The 14,167-nt window shown below is 54.2% G+C and carries 13 protein-coding genes and 4 pseudogenes; 10 read left to right on the top strand and 7 right to left on the bottom strand.

The genetic code is table 11. The features are described 5' to 3' along the window. Window positions 1-5 precede the first annotated feature (5 nt). The 9 genes and pseudogenes from ACK3CV_RS24865 to ACK3CV_RS24825 form a co-directional block, all read left to right on the top strand. Window positions 6-797 carry a TraX family protein gene (locus tag ACK3CV_RS24865; RefSeq protein WP_164141861.1) on the top strand — a complete coding sequence of 264 codons (792 nt, stop codon included), beginning with the start codon at window positions 6-8 and terminating at the stop codon, window positions 795-797. 156 nt (window positions 798-953) lie between these two features. Continuing rightward, complete coding sequence (gene repA / locus ACK3CV_RS24860; RefSeq protein WP_071532852.1) at window positions 954-1,205, top strand: replication regulatory protein RepA; 252 nt, start codon at window positions 954-956, stop codon at window positions 1,203-1,205. Window positions 1,206-1,662: 457 nt separating this feature from the next. Then, complete coding sequence (locus ACK3CV_RS24855) at window positions 1,663-2,586, top strand: Replication protein (RefSeq protein WP_341533679.1); 924 nt, start codon at window positions 1,663-1,665, stop codon at window positions 2,584-2,586. A 450-nt stretch (window positions 2,587-3,036) separates the two neighbouring features. Then, window positions 3,037-3,171, top strand: a pseudogene (locus ACK3CV_RS24850) (hypothetical protein); the annotation flags it as partial. Beyond that, window positions 3,152-3,286: a hypothetical protein gene (locus ACK3CV_RS24845; protein WP_489009916.1), complete on the top strand. Its 135-nt coding sequence runs from the start codon at window positions 3,152-3,154 to the stop codon at window positions 3,284-3,286. The pseudogene ACK3CV_RS24850 and the gene ACK3CV_RS24845, both read left to right, overlap by 20 nt. A 255-nt stretch (window positions 3,287-3,541) precedes the next feature. After that, complete coding sequence (locus tag ACK3CV_RS24840) at window positions 3,542-3,829, top strand: damage-inducible protein J (RefSeq protein ID WP_164141866.1); 288 nt, start codon at window positions 3,542-3,544, stop codon at window positions 3,827-3,829. Next, a complete protein-coding gene (locus tag ACK3CV_RS24835) occupies window positions 3,822-4,121 on the top strand; it encodes a type II toxin-antitoxin system RelE/ParE family toxin (protein WP_489009915.1) in 300 nt (99 codons plus the stop codon). Before ACK3CV_RS24840 ends, ACK3CV_RS24835 begins: the two co-directional genes overlap by 8 nt. A gap of 576 nt (window positions 4,122-4,697) precedes the next feature. Then, window positions 4,698-5,201: a reverse transcriptase domain-containing protein gene (locus ACK3CV_RS24830; RefSeq protein WP_489009914.1), complete on the top strand. Its 504-nt coding sequence runs from the start codon at window positions 4,698-4,700 to the stop codon at window positions 5,199-5,201. A 964-nt stretch (window positions 5,202-6,165) separates the two neighbouring features. Further along, a pseudogene (locus ACK3CV_RS24825) lies at window positions 6,166-6,288 on the top strand (helix-turn-helix domain-containing protein); the annotation flags it as partial. A gap of 784 nt (window positions 6,289-7,072) precedes the next feature. On the opposite strand, the gene ACK3CV_RS24820 reads toward ACK3CV_RS24825, so the two are convergent. From ACK3CV_RS24820 to ACK3CV_RS24795, 6 genes and pseudogenes are all read right to left on the bottom strand, one after another. Continuing rightward, complete coding sequence (locus tag ACK3CV_RS24820; RefSeq protein WP_164142093.1) at window positions 7,073-7,633, bottom strand: recombinase family protein; 561 nt, start codon at window positions 7,631-7,633, stop codon at window positions 7,073-7,075. 104 nt (window positions 7,634-7,737) lie between these two features. Continuing rightward, window positions 7,738-8,109: pseudogene (locus ACK3CV_RS24815) on the bottom strand (ATPase domain-containing protein); the annotation flags it as partial. Between the two features lie 258 nt (window positions 8,110-8,367). Next, window positions 8,368-8,982, bottom strand: coding sequence for a DUF2913 family protein (locus tag ACK3CV_RS24810; RefSeq protein ID WP_164142095.1), 615 nt, complete (start codon window positions 8,980-8,982; stop codon window positions 8,368-8,370). 28 nt (window positions 8,983-9,010) lie between these two features. Then, window positions 9,011-9,994: an Rpn family recombination-promoting nuclease/putative transposase gene (locus tag ACK3CV_RS24805; protein ID WP_164142097.1), complete on the bottom strand. Its 984-nt coding sequence runs from the start codon at window positions 9,992-9,994 to the stop codon at window positions 9,011-9,013. Next, window positions 9,991-10,254 carry a helix-turn-helix domain-containing protein gene (locus ACK3CV_RS24800; RefSeq protein WP_275430308.1) on the bottom strand — a complete coding sequence of 88 codons (264 nt, stop codon included), beginning with the start codon at window positions 10,252-10,254 and terminating at the stop codon, window positions 9,991-9,993. Before ACK3CV_RS24800 ends, ACK3CV_RS24805 begins: the two co-directional genes overlap by 4 nt. A 159-nt stretch (window positions 10,255-10,413) precedes the next feature. Then, entirely contained in the window at window positions 10,414-11,637 is a 1,224-nt protein-coding gene (locus ACK3CV_RS24795; RefSeq protein ID WP_489009913.1) for an IS91 family transposase, read from the bottom strand. Window positions 11,638-12,505: 868 nt separating this feature from the next. On the opposite strand from ACK3CV_RS24795, the gene ACK3CV_RS24790 reads away from it, so the two are divergent. Next, on the top strand, window positions 12,506-13,009 hold the full coding sequence (locus ACK3CV_RS24790; RefSeq protein ID WP_489009912.1) for a reverse transcriptase domain-containing protein: 504 nt from the start codon (window positions 12,506-12,508) through the stop codon (window positions 13,007-13,009). A 905-nt stretch (window positions 13,010-13,914) separates the two neighbouring features. On the opposite strand, the pseudogene ACK3CV_RS24785 reads toward ACK3CV_RS24790, so the two are convergent. Next, window positions 13,915-14,040: pseudogene (locus ACK3CV_RS24785) on the bottom strand (IS91 family transposase); the annotation flags it as partial. Window positions 14,041-14,167 lie beyond the last annotated feature (127 nt).

The raw sequence follows: 14,167 nt of genomic DNA, 5'->3' as shown, positions 1-14,167 counted from the left end.
ATCGGATGGCGATGTTCGATCCGCACAGCGGAAAACTGCAGCAGGTACGCGAGGTGGTGCGCTTCACCCCGCTGCAGCAGGACGTACTGAAATTTTTGGCGCTGGTGCTGATGGTGTTCGACCACGCCAACCGGGCGCTGGGGCTGCATGAGCCGGTGTTGTTGCTGCTGGGGCGGGGGGCATTTCCACTGTTTGCGTTGCTGTGGGGCTACAACCTTGCGGCTCGGCCTGTCCTGCAGGCACAGGCGACTCGACTCTGGCTGTGGGCCGTTGTTGCTCAGCCGGGGTATACCTTGGTTATGCAACATGACGGGCGTGATTTCTTTGATCCGAATATTCTTTTCTTGTTCGCCGTGGTAACGCAAGCGCTTGTGCTGGCATCACGACCAATGAGCAAAGGTTCACCTAACCCGTTGTTAGTCGGCGTCGTTCTGTTGGCTTTGTGGAGTGTTTATGGTGCTACAGATGGTACTTACGGTACCGCCGGCGTTTTGGTGTTGTTGGCCAGTTATGGGCTGTGCGTTTCTCTTCCGGGGTATGTAACGACTGTTTGGCCGGTACGGGGCCTGTCCATCATCTCCTGGCCACTTAGCGTGTTGATGCTCAACGCTGATCTACCTGTCTCGCTGATGCTGGCCGGCCTTGTGTTACCGGCACTGTTGATTATGGGGGCGTTTCCACTGGCTGTTCCTGGTGTCCAGGGCAATCACCGGCGCCTATTGCCGCGAGGATTTTTCTTATACGGCTATGTAGGTCACTTGTTGATGCTGGCGTTGCTCGCCTGGTTGGTTCGTTAAGACGGTAAAAATCGGTGATGCAGATCTCAGTATGTAGGGCAATATCCGCCAATATCATTGGTTCTAGATAGAAAAGATCGCTTTGAAGCTGCTAAGCCAAGGTTTTTGTAGTAGTCTCTGCTAAATGATCCTTTTTAGATCCTTGGGGAGGCTGAAATGACACAAGCCGCAAGCGTAGTAACTTCCTCATCGAGAACGAAACGTTCCTATCGTAAGGGGAGTCCGTTGAGCGCCGCTGAACGGCAGCAAATCTCTCTGGAACGGAAGAAAAGCACACATAAAGAAGTACGTGTTTTTGTTAGAGACTCACTCAAACATCAACTTCAAAGCATGTGTGAACGAGAAGGTATTACACAGGCCGAAATGATTGAGCGATTGATTGAAATGGAGTCGACAAGACACATTTGAAATGCAACGACATCACATTCTTGATCGTTGTAGCCGTGAGTGCTAGATTACTGATCGTTTAGCAGAATTTTTGGTTGGCCACGCCGCAAGGTGGCAGGGAAGTGGGTCTGGAGGTTGTTACCAGAACACTGAAAAGCAAAAACCCCGAGAATCTTCTCTATCTTGGCGGACGGGAAAGATTAACGGGGCCCTAACTTAAACCGTATAGAAGCTGTTGCTCTATACGGGGAGTATAGTTTTATGCCTTTTAAAGGTCAACTCCTTCGGCGCAACATAAGCGACGGGCTACTTGAATAGCCAATTTGCGAATGTTGAGCACAATATCAATGAATCCCGTAGCTCCCGGCGCGGCGCGGCTAATGCGTTGCGACGCGGGCAACAAAAAATTCATCGTCGTTACACCCCCAACCTGTGCTGCCAAGTACCGAAGGGCATGGCGAGCAAGGTGGTGGCGCGCATGAGCGGTCACGATTGGCGGCGTAATGATGACCTGATCGATCTGCGCCGGCAGGGGTATATCCCCTATACTCAACGTAATAACCCGGACTACCGTCCCAAACCGATGCGCGTTGCCGCGCGGTCGGAGAGCCGTGAAGCGCTGACGGTGCTTTCCCTGGTGCTCGGTGCAAACTGCGACTACAACCCGGACAGCGACTACCCATTTGAGATCATGCTGCCGTTTGAAGACGTGGCCAAAGCAATGGGAGTACTGCACGTCTACGAAAGCGGCCGCAAGGCGTATGACGTGGCGCTGCATGCGCTGTCGGTGCTTGAGCAGCTGGACTACCTCATCGTGTCGCGCGGACAGGATACCGACACTGGTCAGAACAAGCCACTGCGCATCTGGCTGACGGAGAACTTCTTCACCAGCCGCGGCATCCAGGTGGATGAAATTCGCCAGTGGCTGAACCAGTACCGGCTGTGGGCGATTAAAAACGGCCTGACCGAAACGCTCAGGCAAAAATACGAGCGCCACCTGGTGCGCATTGCGCATCTGGGGATCGACATCGAGCGCAAGCACTCGCTGAAAAACCGGCTGAAAAAGATCCGGCGGTGGGTGGTGAGTCCTGACCTGCAGAACCTCAAGCGCAACGCGGAGCAGGTGATTGGCAACGAACTGGCCAGGCGGCAGCAGAGCGAGCAGCGACTGGATACGCTGCTGGATGACACCGCTGCCGGCATCAAAAAGCTGGCCACCGCCCGGCGCCAGAAGCAGAACGGCTTTTATCAGGCCTGGGTGCAGTGGACGATGGGCAGCTCGCCGCTGAAGGCGATGCAGCTGGAGAATACGCTCAAACGTGAACAGCCCGGACTGCTGAACAGTGATCCAGAGGCATTCTACCGGCTGCTGCTGGAGCGGGCCGGCGCCATTCCAACCTAATTTTCCGAACATAACTTGCTTTACCCTGCCTGACCCGCGGGGGGCTTGTGCTGCTTGTTTTCCGACGTTGATGCTGGGTTGGCCATTGAGCCGGCCTATTTCGGCAGATGCCGGCATGATTTTGGCGGCCGCCGACGTCGATCCGTGTCATTGCTGACATCGAACGGCAACGAGTAAACCCTTAACTTCGTCATTAACTTCGTAAGTATCATTAACTTCGAAAAGGCACTCAGTAATATGCTTAATTTCGAAGGTTGTTTCTGAACAAACTAAGCCCTTTAAAAAGGGAGTCACTCAGCGCACCGGCTCACGCCGTTGCTGTTGAGTACCTCCCTCACTTCGTTCGGGCAAAAAACGGAGCCTTACTTAACTCACAGCCTCTCTTAGCAAAAACCTGAAGTAGCACCTGCAGTCACAACTGCAGGCAGAAAGCCCTGCACCCAGGCCGGAACCACCGAAATTACCCAACCAAGGAAATTCGCCAACCTTAGTCCCACAAACCCCCTCACCACCGCTAAAAAGCGGCCCCGCCCCGGCCCAAAGGGCCGGAACAGTGTCGCTTTTAATGATGGATGTTGTAACTAACAATTTTATCGCTGTCAGAAGCATTGCTGAATGTTCTGCGTACACGCCCGTAAGCGGCCCTAACGGCCCGCTAACGCGGAGATACGCCCCGACTGCGGCTTACGCCTTGTCGTGACCACTCCGACGGCGCACACAACGGTATACGTCGCATTTAGCGGAGCTAGTCTTGCAGGGCGAGGGATGTGATAGGTAAAACCTATCAGAGCAGGGCGGCTACGCCGCGCTACCGGCGCCACTGACCTAAGGAGCCATATTAAGTAACGGCTGGCGCCTCCATGCCGTTTTGCGGCATTAAAATGCTACCAAGTTTTGTCGTCCGTGCTATGATGACAACACAAATAGCAACACAGAATTTACCAAGGGGACATCAATGGACACTATCCATTTTCGTATTGATGAAGAAACTAAACGGCTTGCCATGCAGGCGGCAAAACGGCAGCAAACCGACTTAACCAAACTTATGCGACAGAAAGCTGAGGAGTTGGCCGAAGAAGAGCGTGATTATCAGAAAAACACACATGCTTTCTGGCTGGAGTCAGAAATTGACAAAGCTATTGCACGTAGTGAAAACAGGCAGAATACCTTTATCAGCCATGACGAAAGTTGCCAGCGCATTGCAACATTACGCCTGAAGCTCTCAGGAGAGTCAGGTGAATAAAATTTTGTGGGATGCTCCAGCTCAGGCAGACAGGGAGCAGATTTATATCTATTTCTTTGAACAAGCTGGATTATTATTGGCAGATAGGATTGATGCCAAATTTGAAGAATTGGCGTCCCTGTTGTTGACGAACCCAGTTGTTGGAGTGAAAGCACGCAACAACACTGATGAACGGTATCGTAAGCTGATAGTGCCACAGTTCCCTTTTATTTTTCTATACCGTTCTGATGACAAAGAAATTCATATTTTAAGGGTATTGCATACCTCCAGACGAGTAACTTCACTGTTTTGATAGTTAGGTGTAGTTGCTTGATGGTTAGGAGATTCAAAAAAGGTCGATTGAATCTCCTAACCATCAAGTAGGCGGCATTGTCGTCATTCATGACATCAGACCGATAACATCCTCGTGACAGGTATTTCATCCCCGGGAGGTCAAATAACCGCACCGGAGTTTAAATATTCATTAAACAGCCTGTTCAGTCGGGACTGTGAGATTATTTTCTGACTAGTCAGGGTGTTCTGTGATGATACTGACTGAGAGTATCGTTAATTATCTGATTTATCGGAGGCTGGTGCTTTTCTCTGAGGGGAAACACTCTCCGCTGACATCGCCTTTTTACACTGTTTGCGGCCGTCCGGCTCCGGGGCGGTGTTGACGCCCGGCGGCACATGTGGATAATTTCCGGCCATCGGGTTCACGACTTTCGTCTCCGGCGTATTATTCAAAAAGGGTATGTCACTGCAGATGAATAATATAAAAATAATAAACTACTCTGTACTGATTTACGCACGGTAATTCATAAAGCGTCTGTCTGATATATATAACCCTATCTTTGTATGGATATCCCTTCCGGCTATTCCCCGGAAATTGCGGCCGGAGAGAAGATGTCAACATTTATCGGGACAGGGAAGCACCGGGCTACCGACACCCCATGGCCAGGCGGAAAGCGCCTGTGACGGCGGCAGTCTGCTGCGCCATATAGACAGCCACTACGGCTCTCTGAACCCGGACGAGGTGTTTTATGCCCGATATATGGATGATTTTTTGCTGCTCACCCGAACGCGCTGGCAGTTGCGGCGTGGCATCGCCCGCCTGGCCGATTTTTTTGACCTCAGTGGTTTTGAGCGTCATCCGGACAAAACACAAACTGGCCGCCTGGAAAAAGGGTTTGACTGGCTGGGGCTATGGTTCGGGGCTGACGGGACCACCCTGTCCCCGCGGGCAGTAGCAAACCATCATGAACGACGCGTGCGGCTTTTTGAGCAGTCCCGACGCCGTGGGATGTCCCCAGGAGATATCCGGCAGCGGGTGCAGGGGTACGAGCAACGATGGCGACAATGGGCTGACAGCATGTTACGCGCGGCCCGATAAACAAATTACATAATAGGCGTCACATGAACCGTATCCCATTCGTGTTTGTAATTCTGATTTTATGTCTTCAATCTAAGTCCGGCTGGGCCGCAAACCTCTCCACATCTTCGGTCACTTACGACGTATGGACACATATTATGATATCCCCCCCGATCTCCCTCACAAACAAGAATCCCTTTTCAGGCCAAATATCCGCTGGGGGGCAGGCTTGTGAAGTGGCGGAGATCATCGCCACAAACGTCCACGCTCCCACGTGGACCTGGACCAGTGTACCGGCTCATGTTGTGAAAGATAAAACGTGGGTTGTGGCATGGTCCGGGCTGCCCACCCTCTACGACGGAATAGAGATACACGCCAAGGTATTATGCCGTAATGATCGTGTTCCTGATAAGACCACCTGGTCCTATGGGCGGGGGGTAAAGACAGGCTCTATTTCGGCGCAAACAGAAGTATCTCGGACGGGGCTTTCGGCCTCTATACGCGACAGTCCACGCCTGCATATCCGTCCTGGCGGAAGGGCACTTTACACCTTGGCCGTAAAACATTCTCCCGGTGCGGCAATTGAGACGAAAGAGACATGCATTCGTTCCGACGCTGACGGCTGCATTCTAAAAGAACTCCCCGGGGGGGGAAAGATCTTCCTAAACAACGGGGTGGTCACAAGTGCAGGGACGTACCGCCTATCCACATCTTCGTCCGCCGGTATCCAGGGGTCCCCGCCGCCAGGCCGTTACATCGTCCCGTTTACCGCAATCATCGTGGTCCGTTGATGGTTAGCTGAATCAATCGACCTTTTATAAATCTCACTAACCATGGACAATGGCGAGGAAGAGTTGGCTGAGATCAGGGCCGTTGCGGGGCAATGTCAGCGCCAGTGATATAAGTCCCTAAATCACCATTTGATTTGTCCGCTCCACCCAACATGTTGTTTCCTGATGGTTCCGACACCGAAAAGGATATCAACATGCTGAGCAGAGAGGTCTTTTTCATGATAAAGCAAATGCGCCATCAGGGCGCTTACATTGTCGATATTGCCACCCAAATCGGCTGTTCCGAGCGCACCGTCAGACGGTATCTGCGTCAGCCAGTCAACTTTCAGGGACTGCATCACATTCTGGAATACATGGCTTTTGGCCACTGGCCCGTTATCGAGGTACAGCATTTTCGGGCGGCCCTGGAAAGGAAAATCAGACCTGGTTTTTGGTGCCATGGCGTTAAAGAGAAAACGCAGCGCTGATTCCGCATCCTCACCGTACACACACCGGTATTCCTGGTAAGCAACACCGCTCCGGTCATCCACCACGCTGAACAGCATCAGCGTGGGTTCGCCCCGGGCAGGGTCAACCCTGTCAGGCCGTTCAATATGTTTGAGATCGGATGGTGACATATCAAACTGCCAGCAGTCATTGCTGCTTTCTGCCTGAAATCTTACCGCCGGAGGCTCCCGTAACAGGCGGGGCTGGTCGAGACGCCAGCGGGAAAGCCAGCGATTGACGGTCTGCTTACTAAGCAAGCCTTTAGGACTTTTAATCAATCCCTGAACGGTCTCCACACCGTGCTCTTCCAGCAACTGTATTGCCCGCCCGGTTGACAGATGGCGACCGGATTTATTCGTCGTTCGCAGTTTTAGCGCGGCAATCAGTTCACAGTAATGTTCCAGTTCAGATGGGGGAAGTATCCGTGGCTGGCCATGATCGCGGCGGTGAGCTGTGCGTGGTCTGAGGACCAGACGAAGAGCGCGATAGACCGTCGTGACTGAAATACCATACAACTGAGCGGCAGTGGCAATCTGGGTGGCACGTTCAGGGCTTTTTGGCGGCAGGCGATCGAGCCGTTGCCGCAGTTGCAACAGGGAATCAGCCGGGATGGTGCTACGCCGGCTGCTCATAATTTTCCAGCGCCCGGTACACTGACGCTCTCCCGATCCCGAGCTGACGGGCGATGGCCGTGGCTCCCATTTTCTCCGTGGTGTACAGGCGCCAGACCTCCGCAGGATCTATTGAGGGCTTTCTTCCGCGGTATACGCCCCGCGCTTTTGCCGCGGCAATCCCTTCCATCTGGCGTTCACGTCGCAGGTTGGTTTCAAACTCAGCGAAAACACCCAGCATATCGAGGAAGGCTTTACCTGCTGCCGAGCGCGTGTCCACGGGCTGTTCCGTTGCCCTGAGCGTTACGCCCTGCTGATTCAGGGCATACACGATATCCTGCAGGTCCTTAATGCTGCGGGCCAGGCGATCCACGCGGGTCACCATCAACGTATCTCCGGGGCGCAAGAACTCCAGTAATAGCTGCAACTCGCTTCTTCCGGACCGGCTGTTTCCGCTGGCTTTTTCTGCACGAATGATTTCACAACCGGCAGCGCGGAGAATTTGTGTCTGCAGGGTCAGATCCTGGTCGCTGGTTGAAACACGGGCGTAGCCGTAAAGTGCCATAATGATGAAAACTGTCTCGTTTAACTCTAGATGATGAAAACGTAACACCAGGATGAGTGAAAAACAACCCTAATGAGACAGAAAAACTGTCTCACCGGGTCACCGATATCGACGCCCAGCTGCTGCGCGTAACGCGGATCGAGCGCGTGCTCGGCATCGATAAAGGCGCACTGCAGCCCGGCGCGCTGGGCGCAGGCAATCACCGACAGGGCGACGGTGGTCTTGCCGGACGACTCGGGGCCGTAGATTTCGGTGATGCGGCCGACCGGCAGGCCGCCGCCGAGTGCGATGTCGAGGCCGAGCGAGCCGGTCGGGATACGCTCGACAGCCATGCCATGGTTGTCGCCCAGGCGCATGATGGCGCCCTTGCCGAACGCTTTCTCGATGGCGGTGATGGCACTTTGCAGCGCTTTGGCGCGACTTTCCTGCGTGCCGGCCGTGTCCTGCGGTGTGCGAGTGCGTGATGCGTTGCTCATTTTATGTTCTCCTCTGGTCGGAAACGAAACGTGTTATTATAATTATACTGTATGTATAACCAGTATAATATAAAACCGACGAGGAAAGACAAGGGATGATGGCGAGGTCAACCGCGCGACGGGCACAAGCCCCTCATTTTGATGTGAATATTTTTACCGGCGATGCGCACAGGTTATCCCCCAAATTTGTGGATAACGTCCTGGTTGTGAGTGGCGCGGCGCCGTTGGCGGAATATGTGAACCGTGTCGGTCGTGGTGTTACGCCGGTTCAAGCGCGATGGTGTGGCAGGCTGACGTGCTGCCCTGCCGGCGCGTACACAGTCCGTACTCGGCCATCACATGCATAAACCGGTCGGCGTCACCGACCACCCGAAACGTGACGGAGTGCAGATGGCGACCGTCCTGGGCAAAAGCGGCATTCAGCGCCGTTTTTTCGACGTAGAACCCGTTATGCTGTGACGGTGTCGGCACGACGCCGGACTTCCACTCTTTCGCGTCCAGCACATAATTGTCCCAGCCCTGGTCTTTCAGGGTTTCGGAGGCGTAGGTGAGTCGGAACAGGTCGGATTGAGCGGCCAGGTTGCCGCTGCAGGAACGCCAGAGGTATTCCAGATGCTGGCGCAGTTTGCCGGCCGGGCCGTGCTTGCGGCCGCGGTCGAGTAACCACTGGATGTCAATCGCGACGCTCCTGGGGAAGCGTTTTTGCTTTTGGGCGGTGGCCAGCCAGCGGATCAGGAACAGGTTTTCGGCATAGGGCGTGCCGGCGATACCGTCCTGGCGCGCCAGCCCCAGCGCCGCCAGGGCGCAGAACGCCAGATGGCTGAGCGCGGAGGTGGCGTTTTCCGGGGAAACGGATGCGGTTTTATCTGACAATGGCTGCCCTGCCCGTCGACGCGAAAGATTAGTGGCGAATTTGGGCCAGGTCGTCAGCGGTCAGCCCGGTCATCTTCATCACCGCGTCGCGATCGAGGCCATTGGCCAGCATGGTGCGGGCGATTTTCAGTGAGGCTTCACGCTCACCTTTTTCAATACCGCGCTGTTCACCCAACTGGATACCTTTCTGGATACCCTGTTCGATACCCTTCTGGATACCTTGCTCGATACCCTTCTCGATACCCTTCTCGATACCTTTTTGTTCAAGCTGTTGTGCGATGGTCATCAGTTCGTCCTCATGTTGCGGTACTCGCTGGGCCAGTTCGCGAACAAATGCCTCTGCATTCGCCGATTCACCGGCCTGGATAATATAGTGTATCAGCGAAATCACCTGTGGCGAAGAGAGATAGCCGGCCAGCAGAATGGCGGACAGTCTGTCGGTCAGTTCGGCCAGGTCGCGCTGGCGAATATGTTTCTGCAGTAGGGTCAGAGCGGCCATGCTGCGGTGACCCATAATCTCTTCGTCGGGAATGACGGTCACATCAACCAGCGGAAAATCGCCGGTGTACAGTTTCCCGGCCAGCGTTGGATCATCAAACTCCTGCAACCAGTTGGTCGAGTAAGGATATGGGCTCCGTTTGCCGGTATAGAACAGTACCGGAATGACCAGCGGCAGCGTTTTGTGGCCGGCGTCGAGGTGACGCTGCATGGCGGCGACGGCATAGCGAATGAGGCGAAACGCCATGTGCTTATCCGGGCTGGACTGGTGCTCGATAAGCACGTGCACGTAACCGTCAGCGCCGTCGTTGGTTTTCAGGCTGTAGAGCACGTCGCTGAAATACTGGCGCAGGTCATCTTCGACAAAGGAGCCGGACTCCAGTTTCAGCGTGCTGAGGTCACAGATGGCCCGCAGTTCGGCCGGCAAATGTATCTCCATGAAGTCGCGGGCTATTTCGGGTTGCGTCAGAAATTGCCGGAAAGTGGCATCATGGGGCGTTGGATTTTTTTTCATGGCGCTATCGTAACATGTTCGGTCGACGGCTCACTATCGCTGAGCGAAGGCTTCACCCGTTCTCCGGGCAGAATAGCGTCGGGATGTTGCTGCCGCCAGGTTTTTAATATTCGGTAGACGCTGGCCCTGCCAATGCCCAGTTGGTCTGCAACCGCTTCGCGGGTGAGTCCGGCCAGCGTCAATTCAATCACCTGCTGCGCTTTCGCCTGAGCGGTGGGTTTTCTTCCTTTATATGCCCCTCTGGCTTTCGCGCGGGCAATGCCTTCCCGTTGCCGTTCATGGTTAGGAGATTCAATCGACCTTTTTTGAATCTCCTAACCATGAACAGTGGCGAGGAAGAGCTGCATGAGGTCAGGACCGTTACGAGATAATGCGTAAAAAGGCTATTTTTGCTGCGTTTTTAAGCTAAAACCTATTTTTCAGGCGCACTTGTCCAGCAACGGGGTCTGAAGCCATCGTTTTTTCGCCATCCGATGCAGTCTGTCAGAGAGCAGTTTGGTGGCGTGCTCGCCTGCCACCGCGCCGGCAAAACGCAGCCGACCTTTGCAGAGGATACACTGGTACGGATCGGTGCCCAGGAAGCCTTTCATCAGCACCGCAAAGCCGGGCCGCTTCGGTTTTTCCCGTACCGTCATCTCCAGCGCGTCGTAGACCTTCGGCAGCAGCGAACCCCGCTTGCGGTTGGCCAAAAAACCATAGTAGCGCACCATTTTAAAATGGTGCGCCGGAATATGGCTGACGTAGCGCTGCAGCATCTCCTCCTGGCTGATTTTCTGGCGTTTGTGTTGCTGTGTGCGGTGGTCGTAATACTGATGCACCACGGCACCGCCGCGGTAGTGGCGCAGCTGAGAAGCGGCTACCGGGGGGCGCTTCAGATAACGGCCCAGATATTTCACGCTGCGCCAGGCGCCGCGGGTCTTTTTGGCAAAATGCACTTTCCAGCACCGCCGGTATTGGGCATGCAGATACCGGTGCCACCGCTCTTCATTACGGATATGACCGAGGCCCGGAAGGCCACTGGGGTTGATTTGCGCGTAGTTGTCACGCAGCAGGTAAACCACGGCGCTGCGCCAGATTTGCTCGACCTCTTTCTTTTTAAAGAACAGCTGCCGCCAGGTGCCGTGTTTGATATTGAGGCCGCCGCGGGTGACGGAGACGTGGATATGCGGGTGCTGATTGAGCTGGCGTCCGTAGGTGTGCAGCGCGCAAAAGATGCCGACTTCAATACCCTGCCGGCGCGCCCAGCGGAGCATGGCGCGGGTGGCGCAGCGAAACAGGTCGTTGAGCAGGGGCCAGTTGTTGTTGAAGAACGGCCACAGCAGGTGAGGCATGGTAAACGTGATGTGTTGCCAGTCGCAGTCGGGCAGGATGTGCTGCTGTTCGGCAATCCACTGCTCGGTGGCCTTGAGGCCACAACTGCTGCAGGCCTTGGACTTGCAGCTCTGGCAGAAGAAGCGGGCATGGGTGCAATCCGGTGAGGCGTAGCAGTAGCGGCGTACGCCCATGGCGCAGGTGCCGCAGGCGAGCATGCGCTCGACGGCGAGTTTGGTCCAGTCGCTGAGGGTGTCGCCGTGTTTATCCAGGTACTGGCTCCAGCCATCGTCATGCTGGAACAGCAGTTTTGCCGGTCGGGGAATATACATGGTGCAGAGTCTACAGGGAGGCAGGGAACAGGAAAAGGGCGTCGGCGCCAGCCGGCTCACGACGCAGGCGTGCTCATTTTATGTCGGTGTCAGCGCGACGGTGGGGATGCGCCACCGTGTGAGCCGCCGGGCGGTCAGGCAGCACCGGCGTTGATGTGAGGCTGGGTCTTAAAGACGGTTGAGGCTGCAAAGCAGCCGTGCTCGCCCCATAGGGGCGCTACGTTCTGATGACAAAGAAATTCATATTTTAAGGGTATTGCATACCTCCAGACGAGTAACTTCACTGTTTTGATAGTTAGGTGTAGTTGCTTGATGGTTAGGAGATTCAAAAAAGGTCGATTGAATCTCCTAACCATCAAGTAGGCGGCATTGTCGTCATTCATGACATCAGACCGATAACATCCTCGTGACAGGTATTTCATCCCCGGGAGGTCAAATAACCGCACCGGAGTTTAAATATTCATTAAACAGCCTGTTCAGTCGGGACTGTGAGATTATTTTCTGACTAGTCAGAGTGTTCTGTGATGATACTGACTGAGAGTATCGTTAATTATCTGATTTATCGGAGGCTGGTGCTTTTCTCTGAGGGGAAACACTCTCCGCTGACATCGCCTTTTTACACTGTTTGCGGCCGTCCGGCTCCGGGGCGGTGTTGACGCCCGGCGGCACATGTGGATAATTTCCGGCCATCGGGTTCACGACTTTCGTCTCCGGCGTATTATTCAAAAAGGGTATGTCACTGCAGATGAATAATATAAAAATAATAAACTACTCTGTACTGATTTACGCACGGTAATTCATAAAGCGTCTGTCTGATATATATAACCCTATCTTTGTATGGATATCCCTTCCGGCTATTCCCCGGAAATTGCGGCCGGAGAGAAGATGTCAACATTTATCGGGACAGGGAAGCACCGGGCTACCGACACCCCATGGCCAGGCGGAAAGCGCCTGTGACGGCGGCAGTCTGCTGCGCCATATAGACAGCCACTACGGCTCTCTGAACCCGGACGAGGTGTTTTATGCCCGATATATGGATGATTTTTTGCTGCTCACCCGAACGCGCTGGCAGTTGCGGCGTGGCATCGCCCGCCTGGCCGATTTTTTTGACCTCAGTGGTTTTGAGCGTCATCCGGACAAAACACAAACTGGCCGCCTGGAAAAAGGGTTTGACTGGCTGGGGATATGGTTCGGGGCTGACGGGACCACCCTGTCCCCGCGGGCAGTAGCAAACCATCATGAACGACGCGTGCGGCTTTTTGAGCAGTCCCGACGCCGTGGGATGTCCCCAGGGGATATCCGGCAGCGGGTGCAGGCGTACGAGCAACGATGGCGACAATGGGCTGACAGCATGTTACGCGCGGCCCGATAAACAAATTACATAATAGGCGTCACATGAACCGTATCCCCTTCGTGTTTGTAATTTTGATTTTATGTCTTGAATCTAAGGCCGGTTGGACCATGACCGTACTCTCGTCGTCATGGGCCACGTACGACGTAACGGCAACTCTTTGGAGCCCATCTACCAACATCTCACGAGACCGTCCGTATTACGGTCAAATCTCAGCAGGGGGGAAGGGCTGTGAAGTGTTGAACATCCATTACGCAAAGGGACACCATTGGCGTTGGGGTTGGGCTGTAATCAGCGCCCCGGAAATAGATAACAAAACGTGGGTTAAGGCCTGGCCCGATACCGAGACCACCTACGACGGATTCGAGATACATGTGAGGGTTACTTGCCGTACCTCTAGCGTTCCTGATAAGTCCGTCTGGGATTTTGGCCAGGGGGCATACACCGGGACGCTAGGCTTCTCCGAAGTATCTAGGACAGGGGTTACGGCCTCTATAGTCGACAAAGCTTTCCTTCATGTCCGTCCTGGCGAAAAGGGACTTTACAACTTGTTCGTGAAAACTTCTACCGGTGCGGCAATAGAGACGAAAGAGACATGCATTGTTACCGACGCTGACGGCTGCATTATAAAAAGACTGCCTGGTGGGGGAAGGCTCTTCCTAACCAATGGGGTGGTCACAAGTACCGGGACTTACCGCCTATCCGTAGATTCGCAAGCCGGTATCAAGGGGGCCCCGCCGCCAGGGCGTTATAGTGCAACATTTACCGCACTCATCGTAGTCCCTTGATGGTTAGGAGAATCAATCGACCTTTTTTAAATCTCCTAACCATGATCAATGGCGATGAAGTGGGCTGAGAGCAGGGCCGATTCGGGACAATACGTAAAAACGCCAGCTTTGCTGCGTATTTATGCCAAAACCTGATTTTCAGGCGCACTTATCCAGCACCGGGGTCTGAAGCCGTCGTTTTTTCGCCATCCGATGCAGCCGGTCAGAGAGCAGTTTGGTGGCGTGCACGCCTGCCGCCGCGCCGGCAAAACGCAGCCGGCCCTTGATGGTTAGGAATCTCAATCGGTCATTATTAAATTTCTAATATTGATTATATGGTTGCTTATTATTTCCCTCTTTCGTAAGTAAACCATAAAAATACAGCATGATTGTCAATTGACTGAAAAGTAAT

It is taken from the genome of Serratia sp. TSO36 (assembly GCF_057808395.1).
Note: the sequence above shows the minus strand (reverse complement) of the source record. Positions and strands in the feature narration are given on the sequence as shown.

What these genes read in the sequence shown, in the direction of transcription:
- ACK3CV_RS24865 (WP_164141861.1), top strand. Translation starts at nt 6, where the DNA reads ATGGCGATGTTCGATCCGCACAGCGGAAAACTGCAGCAGGTACGCGAG.
- repA (WP_071532852.1), top strand. Translation starts at nt 954, where the DNA reads ATGACACAAGCCGCAAGCGTAGTAACTTCCTCATCGAGAACGAAACGT.
- ACK3CV_RS24855 (WP_341533679.1), top strand. Translation starts at nt 1,663, where the DNA reads ATGAGCGGTCACGATTGGCGGCGTAATGATGACCTGATCGATCTGCGC.
- ACK3CV_RS24845 (WP_489009916.1), top strand. Translation starts at nt 3,152, where the DNA reads ATGATGGATGTTGTAACTAACAATTTTATCGCTGTCAGAAGCATTGCT.
- ACK3CV_RS24840 (WP_164141866.1), top strand. Translation starts at nt 3,542, where the DNA reads ATGGACACTATCCATTTTCGTATTGATGAAGAAACTAAACGGCTTGCC.
- ACK3CV_RS24820 (WP_164142093.1), bottom strand. Translation starts at nt 7,633, where the DNA reads ATGGCACTTTACGGCTACGCCCGTGTTTCAACCAGCGACCAGGATCTG.
- ACK3CV_RS24805 (WP_164142097.1), bottom strand. Translation starts at nt 9,994, where the DNA reads ATGAAAAAAAATCCAACGCCCCATGATGCCACTTTCCGGCAATTTCTG.
- ACK3CV_RS24795 (WP_489009913.1), bottom strand. Translation starts at nt 11,637, where the DNA reads ATGTATATTCCCCGACCGGCAAAACTGCTGTTCCAGCATGACGATGGC.